Annotated in this window: 11 protein-coding genes; 4 read left to right on the top strand and 7 right to left on the bottom strand. The window is 62.8% G+C overall.

The features are described from left to right. Positions 1-47: 47 nt before the first annotated feature. On the bottom strand, positions 48-2,810 hold the full coding sequence (gene adhE, locus PG2093B_RS02080) for a bifunctional acetaldehyde-CoA/alcohol dehydrogenase (RefSeq protein WP_129896934.1): 2,763 nt from the start codon (positions 2,808-2,810) through the stop codon (positions 48-50). 391 nt (positions 2,811-3,201) lie between these two features. Between adhE and PG2093B_RS02075 the strand changes: the two genes are divergently transcribed. Further along, positions 3,202-4,332: an ROK family transcriptional regulator gene (locus PG2093B_RS02075; protein ID WP_165369681.1), complete on the top strand. Its 1,131-nt coding sequence runs from the start codon at positions 3,202-3,204 to the stop codon at positions 4,330-4,332. 73 nt (positions 4,333-4,405) lie between these two features. Then, positions 4,406-7,060, top strand: coding sequence for a glycogen debranching protein GlgX (glgX, locus tag PG2093B_RS02070; protein WP_129896931.1), 2,655 nt, complete (start codon positions 4,406-4,408; stop codon positions 7,058-7,060). 90 nt (positions 7,061-7,150) lie between these two features. On the opposite strand, the gene rpsI is transcribed toward glgX, so the two are convergent. Beyond that, positions 7,151-7,645, bottom strand: a complete 495-nt coding sequence (gene rpsI / locus PG2093B_RS02065) for a 30S ribosomal protein S9 (RefSeq protein WP_022858207.1) — start codon at positions 7,643-7,645, stop codon at positions 7,151-7,153. A 20-nt stretch (positions 7,646-7,665) separates the two neighbouring features. Continuing rightward, positions 7,666-8,115 (bottom strand): 50S ribosomal protein L13, encoded by a 450-nt coding sequence (gene rplM, locus PG2093B_RS02060; RefSeq protein WP_095507481.1) that lies wholly within the window; start codon positions 8,113-8,115, stop codon positions 7,666-7,668. Positions 8,116-8,585: 470 nt separating this feature from the next. Here rplM and PG2093B_RS02055 point away from each other — a divergent pair, with 470 nt between their 5' ends. Together PG2093B_RS02055 and PG2093B_RS02050 are read left to right on the top strand one after the other, a co-directional pair. Next, positions 8,586-10,394, top strand: a complete 1,809-nt coding sequence (locus PG2093B_RS02055; RefSeq protein WP_242502791.1) for a DUF262 domain-containing protein — start codon at positions 8,586-8,588, stop codon at positions 10,392-10,394. Between the two features lie 156 nt (positions 10,395-10,550). Then, complete coding sequence (locus PG2093B_RS02050) at positions 10,551-10,943, top strand: hypothetical protein (RefSeq protein ID WP_129896929.1); 393 nt, start codon at positions 10,551-10,553, stop codon at positions 10,941-10,943. Between the two features lie 77 nt (positions 10,944-11,020). Here the strand turns inward: PG2093B_RS02050 and malQ are convergent, their stop codons facing one another. The 4 genes from malQ to PG2093B_RS02030 all read right to left on the bottom strand — a co-directional run bounded on the left by malQ (position 11,021) and on the right by PG2093B_RS02030 (position 15,638). Next, positions 11,021-13,189, bottom strand: a complete 2,169-nt coding sequence (malQ, locus tag PG2093B_RS02045) for a 4-alpha-glucanotransferase (RefSeq protein ID WP_129896928.1) — start codon at positions 13,187-13,189, stop codon at positions 11,021-11,023. 90 nt (positions 13,190-13,279) lie between these two features. Next, positions 13,280-13,903, bottom strand: coding sequence for an AbrB family transcriptional regulator (locus tag PG2093B_RS02040; RefSeq protein WP_242502781.1), 624 nt, complete (start codon positions 13,901-13,903; stop codon positions 13,280-13,282). A 70-nt stretch (positions 13,904-13,973) separates the two neighbouring features. Further along, positions 13,974-14,612 (bottom strand): IMPACT family protein, encoded by a 639-nt coding sequence (locus PG2093B_RS02035; protein ID WP_129896927.1) that lies wholly within the window; start codon positions 14,610-14,612, stop codon positions 13,974-13,976. 3 nt (positions 14,613-14,615) lie between these two features. Next, positions 14,616-15,638, bottom strand: coding sequence for a D-2-hydroxyacid dehydrogenase family protein (locus PG2093B_RS02030; protein WP_129896926.1), 1,023 nt, complete (start codon positions 15,636-15,638; stop codon positions 14,616-14,618). Positions 15,639-16,311 lie beyond the last annotated feature (673 nt).

Here is a 16,311-nt window from a genome sequence, read left to right as displayed (position 1 = left end):
GAGATGAATCCGGGGCCCTCACTTGTTAACGCTCAGATGACACTACCTCAGACGCGCTGCGACGCCTCTTCGGTGGCGGCCAGGCCTTCGCGCTCCACGCGCATCTTGTGGCCTTCCTCCTGCGACACGCCGTAGTAGGCAGCGATGGCAATGTCCATCATGTCCTGGATCTGCGGGATGCGCGGATTCGCCGGCGCGCACTGGTCTTCGTAGGCGCGCATGCCGATCTGCTCGAGGATGGACCAGAAGTAATCCTCGTCCACACCGCAATCCTGGAAGCTCTTGTTCATGCCGAGCTTGTTGTCGCGGTAATCCTCAACAGCGGCAGCCAGGTTCTCCACGCCTTCGGCCGGAGTCTTGCCCGGGTCGAGGCCGAGGTTCTTGGCGAGCTCCTGGTAGCGCTCCGGCGCGATGTACTTGCTGTACTTCGGCCACGAGGTGGGCTCTTCCGGCACCTGGCCGTTGTAACGGATCACATACGGCAGCAGGATGGAGTTGGTGCGGCCGTGCGCGATGTGGCACAGGGCGCCGATTGTGTGCGCCATGGCGTGGCACATGCCCAGGAACGCCGATCCGAACGCCATGCCGGCCATGGTGGCGGCGTTGTGCATCTTCTCCTGCGCCTTGGTCTTGGCCGGGCCGGGCTCGCTGTTCACGGACTCCGCGAGGTTGTCCCAGATCAGCCTGGCCGCGTGCAGCGCCATGCCGTCGGTGAAGTCGTTCGCGTACACCGAAACGTACGCTTCCATCGAGTGGGTCAGGGCGTCGAAGCCGGCGTCGGACGCCAGGCGGCGCGGCTGCGTGCGGGCGAGCACCGGGTCGACGATCGCGACCGAAGGCGTGAGCGCGTAATCGGTGATCGGGTACTTGTAGCCGGTCTTGTGGTCGGTGATCACGGCGAACGGCGTGACCTCGGAGCCGGTGCCCGACGAGGTCGGGATGCACACGAGCTTGGCCTTCTTGCCGAGCGGCGGGATCTTGAACGCGCGCTTGCGGATGTCGAAGAACTTCTCACGCACGTCGGAGAACGAGATTTCAGGGTGCTCATAGAGCAGCCACATGATCTTCGCGGCATCCATCGGCGAACCGCCGCCGACGGCGATGATCGTGTCGGGCTCGAACTCGTCGCGCATCATGGCGGCGCCGCGCTCAACGGTCTCGACGCTCGGCTCCGGCTCGACGTAGTCGACGATGCGGAAGGTGACGCGGTTGGAACGCGCGCGCAGCTGGTCGATGACCTTGTCGACGATGCCGAGCTGCTCCATGACCTTGTCGCACACGATCACGGCGCGCTCGATGCCGTACATGTCGCGCAGGTACTTGATGGCGTTCGGCTCGAAGTAGGTCTTTGCCGGGATCTTGAACCACTGCATGTTGTTGTTCCTCCGAGCGATGCGCTTGATGTTGAGCAGATTGATCGCCTGAACGTTGCCAGACACCGAGTTGCCGCCGTACGATCCGCAGCCCAGGGTGAGCGACGGGGCGATCGAGTTGTAGATGTCGCCAATGCCGCCCAGCGAGCTCGGCTGGTTCCAGATGATGCGGCATGCGTGCATGCGCAGGCCGTATTCACGCACCAGGTCGTCGTTGTTGGTGTGGATGGCGGCGGTGTGGCCCGCGCCATGCTTGAGCATCTCTTCGCACATCTCGAAGCCCTGCTCCTGGTCGTTGAACTTGAGCACGGCGTGCACCGGCGCAAGCTTCTCCATGGTGAGCGGCTCGTTCTCGCCGACCTCGGCGCATTCCGCGGCCAGGATCGTGGCATCTTCGGGGATCTCGAAGCCGGCTTCGTGCGCGATGTACTGCGGGGACTTGCCCGGCACGACCGCGTTGAGCTTCGGGGTCTGGCCCGAGTACGCGGTGCAGCCGAACATGTACTGCTCGAGCTTGGCCTTCTCTTCGTCGTTGACGAAGTAGGCCTTGCGGCGCTTGAGCTCCTTGACGAGCGGCGCGTAGATGTCCTTATGCGCGATGATCGCCTGCTCGGTGGCGCAGATCATGCCGTAATCGAAGTGCTTGGAAAGAATGAGGTCGTTGGCCACGCGCTGCACGTCCACATTGGCGTCCACGTAGGCCGGCGCGTTGCCCGCACCCACACCGAGGGCCGGCTTGCCGGACGAGTAGGCCGCCTTGACCATGCCCGGGCCACCGGTCGCGAGGATCGTGGCGACGCCCGGGTGCTTCATCAGCGCGCCGGTCGCCTCGATCGACGGGTGCTCGATCCACTGGATGCAGTCCGCCGGGGCACCTGCCTCAACGGCGGCGTCACGCACGATGCGCGCCGCTTCCGCGGAGCACTTCTGCGCGAACGGGTGGAAGCCGAAGATGATGGGGCAACGGGTCTTCAGCGAGATGAGCGACTTGAAGATCGCCGTGGAGGTGGGGTTGGTGACGGGCGTGACGCCGGCCACCACACCGACCGGCTCGGCGACTTCGTCGATGCCGAGCACGTCGTCTTCGCGGATGATGCCGACGGTCTTCTGGCCGGCCATGTAGTTGGTCACGTGCTCGCACGCGAAGATGTTCTTGGTGGCCTTGTCTTCCACGAGGCCACGGCCGGTCTCGTCCACGGCCATCTTGGCGAGCACCAGATGCTTGTTCAGCGCGGCGACCGAGGCCTTGGCCACAATGCGGTCCACGGTCTCCTGGTCGAGCTTCTCGAATTCCTCCAACGCCTTGCGGGCCTTGACCACAAGGGCATCCACCTCGGCAGCCGCCGCGGCCTCTTTGTCCACAACAGGGGCTGCTTCGGGTGCGTTCTGGGCAGGGGCCTTCTTCGCCTGAGCATCGTCCTTGCGTGCTTCTGCCATGCGATCCTCCTCGAATCCATGTTCGTCGCGTATGGGTACGCAGTTGTACTTCTGGACTTCATCACGCGCGCCCCGCATGACGCGGGGTCACATATCACGTGAGCCACACCACAATGTACCGTACAATCGCACGTCTGTCAGCCTCTGCCAGTGTCGCCACACAATGTTCGACTCTGTGCGTTTCGCGAGTGCTTTGTTAGCCTTTATGGCACCTTTGCTGGCAGTAATCGTCCATTTGAAACGTTTTGTGCATTTTCACCACAACATGCACACCATCCGAGCGCAGTCACCGCGAGAACTTTTAGCAAACTCTCTTACAAAAGTTTCAAATCTCACCAAAGTTTTGAAAACCTATTTTGCAAAAGCGCGCTCGTCCGCTACGCTCAACACCATGACGAGCCCACTGCAGAGCCCAACCATGGCCTCATCGACGAAACCCACCACCACTGCGCCGGCGAGCCCCACCCAACTGCGTGTACTGCGCCAGCTCTACACACACTCGCCACTGACGAAGCAAGACATCGCCACGCAGCTTGGCCTGAGCCTGCCCACTGTGACCGCCGCCCTGCGCGCACTCGAGCACAACGGCACCGTGGTGCGCACCACCCCGCGTGCCTCGACCGGCGGCCGCCGCCCCGCCACCTACAGCTTCAATATGCGCAAGCATGTGGCGCTCGGCGTCACGATCCGCTCCACCGAGATCGTCTGCATAGCCGTCGACCTCTCCGGCGCCATCGTGGACCAACGGCACACCACAATCGCCGCACGCGCCGAAGCGATCTTCTACCAGCGCGCCGCGCACATCATCGAAGACTTCGCACATTCCCTTTCCGCCAACGGCCTGACGCCCCTCGGCACCGGCCTGACCGTGCCCGCGCACGTCAACGCCGCCAACAGCCTCGACTACGAGCGCATCGGCGCCAACATCGCCCCGCCCGTCACCTTCACCGAGCGGTACTGTGCCTACGCGCTCGCCGAACATTGGGCGCGCCCGCACCTGCACGACGCCGTCTGCCTGTTCCTCGGCAACCACATCGGCAGCGCGGTGATCGTGAACGGCACGCCGCACACCGGCGCAATCGAGCACATGCAGCTCGTGCCGGGCGGCCCGCAGTGCGAATGCGGCTCCACCGGCTGTCTGAACGTCTACTGCGCATCGAACCGCCTCGCCGAAGAGGGCGAAAGCCTGCCCGGATTCTTCGGCGTGCTCGAGCAGGGCGAGATCCACCACCGCGAGCGCATGCGCGCCTGGCTCGAATCACTCGGCCACGCCATTGCGAACGTGCACACGGTGTTCAACGCGGACGTGGTGTTGTGCGGTCCGATCGCGGGCTATCTCGACGACGCGGAGATTGCGCAGCTGCAGCAGATGAGTGCCGCACGCCCCACCGCCGCGCGTTGCATACCGGACTACAGCGGCTCGCCGCACATCATCCGCGGTCTGTGCGACAAGTACCAGGACGCGACCGGTGCGGCGCTCGCCGTGGTGAAGGCGCACCTCGCCTCGCTCGGCTGCGTCTGAACAGCAGAACGCGCCGTATTGCCGGGCAATACGGGCATTGTCTGCCCCGCCCCGCCCTCTTACAATGGTGGGCATGCAGTTACCTCAGTTACATCGTTACGCCACACGCCCGGGCCTGTTTTTCACCGAAGACGGCGGCGCCGACGTGGTGGCGCGCTCAGAGACCGCCGAACAGCTTTGGTTCTGTGTATTGGAGTCGCTCGACGTGCCGAGCGCGTTCTACAACGACGCCGTGCGGATCCACGATGACGCCGACAGCGCAGAGTTCATTCAGGCGATGCAGCAGCACAGGATCTGCACGCGCGTGGTGCGCGGATTGCGCATGCGCGAGACCCTGTTCCGTATGGACGGCCCGAATTACGGCCTGTGGTATCTCCACCTGCCCAAGGCGTGGAACGGCATGCATTACGGCTATCGTGCGCAAGGCGCGTGGGACCCGAAGCACGGACTGCGGTTCAACCCGTACAAGTTTTTGATCGACCCGTATGCGAAGGGTGTGGAGGGCCGGATGTGCCTGGACCCGGCCGCCTTCGCCTACGAATGCGAGATCGACGGCGAGGGCCATGTGAAGGGATCGGCGTGGGGTGCGATGAACCGGCTGGATTCGCTGGGCAAGGTACCGATGTCGATCGCGATCGACGACCGCGATGTGACGAAGCACGACGCCGACCCCTCGCACCCGCATGTGCCGTGGAGCAAGACGGTGATCTACGAGCTGCACGTGAAGGGGTTCACCGCGAACGCGCCGTGGCTGCCCGAGGAATTGCGCGGCACGTACGCTGGCCTTGCGCACCCGGCCACGCTTTCGTACCTGCAGGGTCTGGGCGTCACATCGATCGAACTGCTGCCGATCATGGCCAAGCAGCCCGAGGTGTTTTTGCAGGAGCACGACCGGCCGAACTACTGGGGCTACTCCACGCTCAGCTTCTTCGCGCCGGAGCCGACATACGCCACGCGCGCCGCCCAGGAGCAGGGCGCGGACGCCGTGCGCAACGAGGTGCTCATGATGGTGCGCGCGCTGCACGAAGCCGGCTTTGAGGTGATCATGGACGTGGTGTTCAACCACACGTGCGAAGGCGGCAACGCGGGCCCGAGCGTGTGCTGGCGCGGGCTCGACAACCTTTCGTTCTACCGCCGCCAGCAGCAGAATGCCGGTGAATTGGAGGACACGACCGGCTGCGGCAACACGATCGACTTCACGTACACGCACAACATCACGTTTGCGGTGGACGCGTTGAGCTACTGGGCCAAGCGCATTGGCATCGACGGCTTCCGCTTCGACCTGGCGGTGAGCCTGGCGCGCCTCAACGGTGCGTTCACGCCCTACCACCCGTTCCTGTACGCGTTGCGCTCCGACCCGATGCTCGGCAATCTGAAGCTCATCATGGAGCCTTGGGACCTGGGCAACCAGGGGTGGCGCACCGGCCAGTTCCTTTCGCCGTTCGCCGAGTGGAACGACCGGTTCCGCGACGCCGCGCGCCGCTTCTGGGTGACCGAAGTGGACCACAAAGACAACGAGGGCGTGGGCATGCAGGAGATGGCCACGCGCCTGTGCGGCTCGGCCGACCTGTTCGCCACCGACCCGGGGCGCGGCGCCACGTCTTCCGTCAACTTCATCACCGCGCACGACGGCTTCACGCTCGCCGACCTGACCCAATACGCGCACAAACACAACGAGGCGAACGGCGAACACAACAACGACGGCGCGAACATCAACTACTGCGCGAACTTCGGCGTGGAAGGCCCCACCGACGACCACGACGTGATGATGATCCGCGAACGGACGCGCATGAACATGCTGGGCACGCTGCTGCTGTCGTTGGGCACGCCGATGTTGCTTGCGGGCGACGAGTTCAACAATTCGCAATACGGCAACAACAACGCCTACTGCCAAGACAACGACATCACATGGCTCGACTGGGATTGGCTCGTTTCCGACGAGAAGACGCCGGAATTCCACCGCATGGAGGCCATCTCCAAACTCATCGCGATTCGCAAGTCACTCGACATCTACCATCATGAGGACTTCTTCACGCGGTTGAGCCAGCTTGGCCTGCTCAAGCCGTCGAGCCGCGTGCAGTGGCTGCTGCCCGACGGCACCACGCCGATGGAACGCGACTGGTTCGACACGTCGATCCGATCGTTCACCATGCGCCTGCTCGCGAGCGACGAGCTCGACGTGGTGATTGTGGTCAACGGCGACGGCGAGCCGCGCCAGTTCCATATGCCGCCCGACGCGCGCTGGCATCTGCTGTGGAGCTCGGCGGAGACGACATGCGAGCGTCCGCAGCAAGGGCCGGTGACCGAACATTTCACGCCCGAACCCGAGCTGTCGTTCTGGGCGTCGCTGCTGCCGAAGGAGCACGACCACCTGCACAGCAACATCTACGCGCAGCGCCGTGTGGACGAATCCACGCACACCCCGCGGCACGCCGCGCCGGCACCGTCCGCCGTTGAATCGGCCACAACCCAACAGATCGGCGCCGACGCCGATGTTGTGGATTCGTGGATCATGCCGCCGTTGCCGCGCATACACAACGCGATTGTGGCGCATGTGGCAAAGTCAGCCAGGCCGTTCACGCCGGTGCGTGCGCGCGACGAGATGCTGCTGCTCGAGGAACCGGCGCCGCGTGCGGCAGCCGACGCGACCGAAGTGCACATCTGGACCTTCCCCGCGCTGAGCATCAGCATCCTCATGCAGGATGCGAAAGACGGCCCGTTGCAATAGCCGGACCGGACTCGCGGATAGGCGCAACTAACGGGAAAGGCTCCCCATCGTGGTGATGGGGAGCCTTTCGTAACGCTTGTGCGTCGAAAATCAACGCTTCGAGAACTGCGGTGCGCGGCGAGCCTTGTGCAGACCGGCCTTCTTGCGCTCCACAACGCGGGCGTCGCGGGTCAGGAAGCCAGCCTTCTTCAGGGCTGCGCGGTTGGCGTCGCGGTCGATTGCGTTCAGTGCGCGGGCAACGCCCAGACGGATTGCGCCAGCCTGACCGGTGGTGCCGCCACCGTCGACGAGCACGACCACGTCGAACTTGCCTTCGAGCTTGAGCAGCACGATCGGCGAGTTGACTTCACGCTGCTGGAGCTTCGACGGGAAGTACTCCTCGAGCGTGCGGCCGTTGATCTTCCATTCGCCGGTGCCCGGGATCAGGCGCACGCGGGCGACGGCTTCCTTGCGACGGCCGGTGCCGTAGCCCGGAGCGATCGTGGAGGTGCCGGTGCCTGCACCGGAGTTGGTCTCGGTGGTGAAAGCGGCGGTGTTCTCAGCCTCGGTTTCCTGAACCGGGGAGTTGTTGGTGTTCTCAGCCATGGTATCTATCTCCTAACGGTTCACTTTGCCTGCTGCGAGACCTGTTCGATCTCGAAGACCTGCGGCTGCTGGGCGGTGTGCGGGTGCTCCGCACCTGCGAAGACGCGCAGACGGGTCAGCTGGACCTTGGCGAGCTTGTTCTTCGGCAGCATGCCCTTGACGGCGTGCATGATGATGCGCTCCGGCTTGTTCTTGAGCAGCTCGGCATAGCTGTCGCGACGCAGACCGCCGGGACGGCCGGAATGGGAGTAGAGCTCCTTGTCCATCTTGTCACCAGTCAGTGCGATCTTATCGGCATTGATGATGATCACGTAGTTGCCGGAGTCGGCGTGAGGAGCGAAGGACGGCTTGTTCTTGCCGCGCAGCAGATTGGCTGCAGCAACGGAGAGGCGGCCGAGCACAACGTCGGTGGCGTCGATGATGTACCAGTCATGAGTCAGGTCAGCTGGTTTCGGTGTGAAAGTTTTCACGATATACCTTTTCCACTATTGTGTTCCGGATCTTCACCCAGATGGCGTGGTCAGCGCACATCCGCGTTCCGATCTCATTACCGTGGGCTCCCTGAAAGTCCTTATGGCGAGTGGGAAAGCGCTTTGAAGGACCCCGTAGGGAAACACAACAATCTACTAGTATATCGACTGGCTTGACAACGGTGGCGTGCGTAACACGCCGAAGATCACGACCATGAACTGATGAAACGCGGGAACAAGACAAAATCACGATCCTGAGTGATCATGGGATCCACAAGCATATTGGGGACATCGGATCAATGGAGGTCGTGATGAACATAGTGGCAAACAGCCAAACACTCGCGAGGACCTTTGCGATGGACGGCCGGGAGTATTACCACATCCCGCCGTACCAGCGGCCATATTCATGAAAGGATCAGCAGATCGACCAGCTGTTCCAGGATATCTGCGCGGAGTCCGCCGGCTATTACATCGGTAACGTCCTGGTCGCTGAACATGATTCGGGTCCTGATCCCTCCACCAAGATCTACGCGGTCATCGACGGGCAACAACGACTCACCACTTTGTCCTTGTTCCTGCTGGCGCTGTGGGAGATCTGCACCGAGCGCAACAATGACGGCAATCTTTCCGCGGATGACAAGCGCATCATCTCGGAGATGGGCGGCGACATCAAACGTCGTCTACTCGTGAACCGCAACGTGTCGGACCCCCATCTGCAACTGCTCGAGGATGATGCGGCGATCTACAAGGAGCTCATCCGCGCCATCGACGCAAGCGCCTTCGGCACAAAGGAGGCTCCGCGGGTCAACAAGAACCGCGTGTTCATGAAACGGTACAATCACATCCTCGCCATGTTGAAGGATCCAGATGACTTCCCGAGCATGGATGCACTGTCTGGTTTCTACGAAAAACTCATGGATGTAGTCATCCTGCAGATCGCTGCCTCAAGCATCGGGGACGCCTTCAACATCTTCTCCTCGCTCAACTCGAAGGGACTGCCGCTGACGCTTGTGGATCTGCTGAAAAGCGAGTTTCTGAGCATGGACAGCAATCGAACCGATCCGCACGAATCCACTCTGGAAGAGCAATGGGAGGAATTGGCGCACATCTTCATCAGGCCCGGCACCGATGGCGACGTGGACACGACGGCGTTTACACAGTTCTTCCTCAACAACTATGACGCCTTTGAGAGCGACACGAAAAGTTCGATCACGAAAAGCAAAGCGCTGTACCGCTATCAGGATGTCATCAAGCATAAGCAGCCCACGTCCCGGCTGAATGGACGCACCTATCTTCAGGAAATGATCAGCCGAGCGCGCGCGTACGCCGCCATCATTCAGCTCTCTGATGAGCCTAATGATGGCGCTCTGTTCAACAGTCCGGACATCCAGCAACTGCTCGCGGAACTCAGACAACTGGAATCGACGCAAGCCTACCCATTGTTGCTATTCCTATTCGTGAAAGCCAGCAAATTGGAGCTGGAAGAGACACAAATGACCACGATCCTGCGTGCGTTCGTGACGTTCTACGTACGGCGCAACATCGCGGAATACCCGAAGTCGTCGAACATCCGCTCCCGACTTATCGGACTCATCCGCGCCATCGATGGCACAGATGACACGGAGGCAGACGCGTTGCGCGGCGACGACATCGTACGCGCTATCGTGCATGCGTTGAAGGATATGAGCAGGGACGATGAGGACTTCGGCAATGAGATCCTGCAGCGGCCGATCTATGAGCAGAACCGGAAGACCGCGCGCTTCGTGCTCATTGACTTGGAACATGGCTTACAGCAGAGCAACCACGTCAGCCTGTCGACGAAGGCGCGTCCTCTCGATCTCAACGATGTGTTCCCCAATGGCAAGCCACGCTGGACAATCGAACACATCCTGCCGGAAGGCAAGCTGCCCGAGCATTGGCAGCGGATGATTGTCCCAGAGCATCCGGAGGACGCCGAAGACATCAAGGACGACTACACGCACCGCTTCGGCAACCTGACACTCACTGCATACAACGAGAACATGCAACAGAAGCCATTTGCCGACCCCGAACACCCGGTGGCTGCGGAGGACACACATTACAACCGTTCGAAGCGTGACTACAAAGACAATGGCGAGTACGTGGGCATGCGTAGCCAGCTGCAAATCAATACCAGCATTCCGCGGCCCGGCGAGCGCATCGAAGACAAAACGTCATGGACGATCGACGACATCAAGCGGCGTTCCGAATGGTTCCGTGATGAGATGCTGAAGCGTTACCGGTTCCCGGACGTCGACTGATCCATAAACGTCCCACTACCATGTGCCCTTGCATTCACTGCAAGGGCACATGTGGTTGCGCTTATGGATCCCAGCACTTTCCCAGCACGATCCCGATCCAGTCACAGTGTGTTTGCCTAGGCTCATTGGGGGCATCAGCACAACACTGGAAGCGGCATGGACGGCGGACTTGATGAGCGCATGTTCGGAGCGATCATTCGCTCCATGCTGGATATCGCGCGCACCAGCGAGAACCACACATGGTTTCTCGAAAAAGAGGACTTCACATCAGGTGAGCTCACTGACGACGACTGGCGGCGCTTTCTGGGCGATGTGGCGTGGCTGGCCGCCCAGCACCCCGCATTGCACATCGAGTCGGTCATCGAGGTACCGGCGCCCGATTGGCGCGATGCAGACGATTATGTGGCCGCCTTCTATGGCAGGTTTCCGGACCTCTTCGACGAAGAGCCCGCTATCGAAGAAGTATGGCGGTCATTCGAGCACCGGCATACACAAGGTTTTCTGGGTCTGCCATTCCCTCTGACCCTGATATACATCCGCAAGCCTTGAAGTCAATCAGCTCCGATTATTGAAAGAGGGCCGCCACTCCCATGGGAGGTGACGGCCCTCTTGGTCAATCCAGCGGATCAGGCGTTCATGATCTTCGTGATGCGCTGCAGCAGGTCACTCTGGAACAGGTCTTCGAGCATCACGGCGGCGCCGTTCGCGTCGGCGAGCGGGATGCGCCAGTTCGGGTACTCGTTGTCGGTGCCCGGCTGGTTCTGCGCGCGCTTCTCGCCAACGGCGTCCACAACGGATGCGGCGAGCAGCTTGCACGGCGAGCCCTTGAGGCCGCGGTACAGTGCTTCGATGATCTCGGTCTCGTGCGCGGCTTCGTCCTCAAGCAACGAAGCGTCCAGGTAACCCTGGTCCACGAGCATCTGCAGCATGGCGTTGTGCTCGGCGCGGGCGCTCGCCTCGAACGCCTCCGAGCCCTCTTCGAGCAGGCCAAGGCGTTCGCGGATCTTCACATGCTCGTACTCGAGGTAGCCGGCCGCCGGCGGAAGGTCGTGCGTGTTGACGGACGCGAGCGCGTACGGGCGCCAATGCTTCGGCGGGGTGAACACGCCATCCATCTGCTCGAACCATTCCACGGCGCAGCCGAGGATGCCATGGTCGGAAAGCGACTTCTGCACATAATCCGGCACAACACCCAGATCCTCGCCGACCACGATGCCGCCGACGCGGCTCGCTTCGATCGCGAGGATGCCGAGCATCACGTTGTGGTCGTAGTACACGTAGGTGCCGTCGACCGCCGTATGGCCTTCCGGGATCCACCACAGGCGGAACAGGCCCAGGATGTGGTCGATGCGCACGGCGCCGGCGCAGTCGAACATGCCGCGCACCATCTCACGGTACGACAGGTAGCCGGTGTTCTTGAGCGCGAGCGGGCTGAGCGGAGGCTGGCTCCAATTCTGGCCCTGCTGGTTGAACATGTCCGGCGGCGCGCCCACGGTGGCGCCCTTGGCGAAGCGCTCTGGGTTCCACCACACTTCGGAACCGAGCGGGTGCACGCCCACGGCCATGTCGGACATGATGCCGATCTTCATGCCGACGGTGCGGGCCGCTTCCTGCGCCAAGTGCAGCTGCTGGGTGGCGGTCCATTCGAGCCAACGGTAGAACTCGAGCTCATCGGCGTGCTTCTCGCGCAGGTCGATGACCTCCGGGGATTCCTTCGTCATCGTGCGGATCCAGTTGTCCGGCTTGTCTTCCGGCGCGCCCCACAGCTCGTAGCACAGGCACCACGTGGCGTAGGCCTCGAGGTCTTCGCCGCAGCGCGCCTTGTACTCGTCGAACTCGCGCTGGCGTTCCTGGCCCAGGCCGGCATCGAAGATCGTGCGCAGCGCCGGCTTCTTCTCGAGCCACATCGCGTCACGGTCGATGAGCTGCGGGTCGTTGTTGAACGTCTCCACATTGACGTGCTCGGCCTTGATCTTGGCCTTGGCTTCGCCGTCGAGCATGTTGTATTCCGGAATGTCCTCCGGGCGGATGTACGTGAAGTTCACGAAGCGGCGCGACACCGGCAGGTACGGCGAGGGCGTCAGCGGCACCACGGGCTCGGCCGCGTGCAGCGGGTTCACGAGCAGGAAGTCGGCGTCGGTGTAGCGCTTGCCGTCGGTGAGCAGCGTGCGCAGGTCGGAGTAGTCGCCCACACCCCACGAATCAGCCGAACGGATCGAATACAGCTGGGCCATCCAGCCCCACAGCGAGCCGTCCTTCATCGGGTCGAGCATCTCGATGCGCTCCGGAGCGCTGATGAGCGTGGCGTTCTCGGTGTGGTCACCGCTCTCCACGTGCAGCGTGTGGTAGCCCACCGGCAGATCGGCCGGCAGCACCAGGTCGGATTCGGCCACGAACTTGCCGTCGATCTCACGCACCTTGGCCTCTGGCATCGGGTTGAGCTGCAGCCCGCCCTCGAAGCGCTCGCCGTTCTCCAGGATCAGCGTGATCTGCGCGGGCTCGGTGATGCCCGTGCGCAGCGTCACATGCGTCTCCTTGCCCACCGTGTGCAGCACGGTCGGGTCCACAAGACGCAGGTTCTGCTCGTGGGTGATGGTGGTGATCGCCTGCTCGATCGCCTCCGGGGTGGTTGCGTCGATTCCAAGAGCCCCGAGGACCGCAATGAGCGTCTCGTCGGAAATCTCGTGGAAGTCTCGCGACAATCCAGTGTAACTAGTTGCAACGCCCATCATGGACGCCAGACGCACGAGCGGGCGTGCGAGGCGTTCGGGGCTTTCTTCCATGTGCTCTGCCATAAGACCTTAGTGTAGGGCACTCACCCCCAACAAAACACCCATACCCCGCGTTTTCAACACACTTTTGTCACGAAATCCGCCAATCGCGTGTCATTTCCCCGCGGCAAGGCGCCGCTGTGCCGCGTGCACGACCTCGGCGCTCGCGTCTTCGCTCAGCCTGCGCACGGTCTCTTCCGAGGCGTTGGGATTGAGCGCCACCGACCGCCGCACCATCGACGACAGCACTGCCGGCGCGTCCGGTTCGATCTCGGTGCCGAGGCGCGACAGATAGTCGAGCGTTTCCACACCCACCTGCGGGTTCTGCGCGCCTTCCATGCGCATCTTCCACGAGGTCTGCTTGTTGCGCAGCGCCTCGTCGCGCACGCCGGCGTCGCTGTCCTTGGTCAGGCGCCCCACGAGCCAGTTCTTCGCGTCGGTGTTCGCCGCCACGGCGCGCCGCACGTCCACCGCTTCGTCCGCCGACAGTTTGACGAGCACGTTCGGGAACGGCATCGTCTGCGCCAGGAACACGCGGTCCTCGAACGGCGTGTGCTGATTGCCCGCCACGGCCTCGAGCAGTGCGGTGGCGCGTGAGAACGCCGCCTGGTCCGCGCGGTCCGGCAACGGCCGGCGCGCGAACTCGTGCAGCTCCGCTTCGTCTGTGGAATGCCGCAGACGCTCGTACGTCTCGGTAAGCGTGGCGTGTTCGGCCTGCGTGTTCTGCTCGCTGCTCATGCCTGACCTTTCGCTGGTTCGCGGGATTGGTGCGCGCGGATGGCGCCGTGCGTTGCTATCTTACTCTGGCTTACTCTGGCATCGGGCGCGCGACCTGCCTGAGTGGCTCGGGCACCACGCCCGCATTGAACGCCTCACGCACGCGGTGTTCGAACGCCTCGCAGTTGGACTGCGGAATCGTCGCGACGATCTCCACGCGGTCGGTGAACTGCGCCTCGGTCTGCTCGCCTTCGCACTGCGCGAGCAGCTGCTGGAACTGCCCCAGCTGCGCGTAGTCGAGCCGTACGCGCAACTGCCGGCATGGCACAATGCGCGCCAGTTGTGCGGCTTTGACGGCGATCGACGCGCCGGTGGAATACGCGCGCGTCAGTCCGCCCGATCCGAGCAGGATGCCGCCGAAATACCGCGTGACCGCCACCACGCAGTCGGTCAGGTCGTTCGCGCGCAGCACGTCCAGGATCGGTTTGCCCGCGGTGCCCGACGGCTCTCCGTCGTCGCTCATGCGCTCCATCACGCGTCCGGAATCGTCGGTCACAATCGCCGCATACGCCACATGGCGTGCCTTCGGGTGGGCCTCGCGGATCGATTCGACGAACGCGAGCGCCTCGGCGAGCGTGGCAACACGGCACGCGTCGCCGATGAACTCGGATTTCTTCTCCACGAACGAGTCATGCGCGGGGGTGTCTGCGGTGTTGAGGATTGTGCGCATGGCCTACTTCCCCGCGTTCCATGCCACGCCCGGCGTGACGGCGTTGTAGTCGCCGCCGGTGAAGTACGACGCGACCGATTCGACGCACTGCCGCGTGAGGTTGCGGTTCGCGCCGTCCGAGCGCCATGCCACGTGCGGCGTGAGCACCAGATTGGGCATGGAGCGCAGCGGGCTGTCCGCGGGCAACGGCTCGGTGTCGAAGACGTCAAGGCCGGCGGGAATGTCACCGCGGGCGAGGCGCTTCTCGAGCGCGCCGGGCGCGATCACTTCGGCGCGCGCGGTGTTGATGAAGATCGTGCCGGGGCGCATCGCGTCGAGGTGTTCGGCGGTGATCATGCCACGTGTTTCGTCGGTGAGCGGCATGTGCACGCTCACCACGTCGGCGCCGGCGAACAGCTCGGGCAGTGTGGGCACCGGCGTCACGTTGTGCGTGGCGAAGCGCGCCGGGTCACCGCGACCGGAGTCCCACGCCGTCACGTGCATGCCGAAGCCGTTCGCGATGCGCGCCACCGTGCCGCCGATGCCGCCAAGGCCGACGATCGCGAGCGTGCGCCCGTTGAGGTCGAGCCCGGGGGCGCCATCCCAACTGCCGGCGAGCAGCTGGCGGTCGAGCGCGCCCACGCGGCGTGTGATCTCAAGCATGAGCGCGAACGCGAATTCCGCCACGGCGGCGTCGCCATAGTGGCGCACATTGCATATGCGCACGCCGAGTTTGGCGGCAAGGTCCAGGTTCACATAGCTCGCCACGCCCGTGCCACCGAACGCGAGCACGCGCACATGGCTGGCGAGTTCGGTGAGCATGGCGTCGCTGATGTGCACATTGATGACGATGACCGCCTGTGCGCCGGCGCAGCGCTCCACGAATTCGTGCGTGTCGAAGGTGTGGTCGGTGTGCATGCGCACGCGCGCGATGCCGTCGAGCAGGGGGAATGCCTCACGCAGCGGCTCGATCATGTCGTCGAACACGCTGGGGATCACCACGAGCGGCAGGTCGGTGCGGTCTTGCTGGGTTTCGATGAGGGTCATGGTTCCACTGTAGCGAGCTCCTGATACGGAGCAAGTGTGGGAGATTGTGTGCAGGCGTGGCGCGTGGGGCGGTGATACGCGCGTGGTATGCGGGTGTGTTGTGTGGATATTGTCGGTATGCGACCCGCGCGGTTGCCGACATGCGGGCAGATGGGTAGACTTGGTGCCGAGGCAGCGGACAAAGGCGTACCGCGGCCTTGCATACTTATGCCTCGTGCCTATCCTTCGATTTCGGGGCGTTCGTATGTTTGTGGTTTGGTTTGGTTTGTTTGCCCTGTTTGCCCCAATCCCCCGCGGTATGGCGCGTACCCAGCTATGCGCCCACCAGGGCCAATGCGGTAGGCCACCCAAGCTATATGCCCCTTCCCACCTGTTGCATCCCTGACGAAAGTCATATTCTGGGCCGCTGAGCACGACAACCCTCTGTAATCGTCCGAAAACACGGTGCAACAACGATTTTTAAGACAGATACACCCAATAACTGTCCGAAAAAACGGTGTAGCAACGATTTTTGCGACAGATAGACCGGCTAACTGTCCGAAATCAGGGTTATACGCCAAAAGATGTGTCTCTAATCTGAGCTGAAGCCTTCTGCCGATTGGCGTGTCGGGGTGTTCATGATGTGTCCGGTCATTATGGCGCCTGGCCATTTCGTGTGTCCGAAATGATTCCC

It is taken from the genome of Bifidobacterium pseudolongum subsp. globosum (assembly GCF_004155535.1).
GTDB classification, from domain to species: Bacteria; Actinomycetota; Actinomycetes; order Actinomycetales; family Bifidobacteriaceae; genus Bifidobacterium; species Bifidobacterium pseudolongum_C.
The sequence above is the reverse complement of the archived record's forward strand: the minus strand, read 5'-3'. Positions and strand labels throughout refer to the sequence as shown.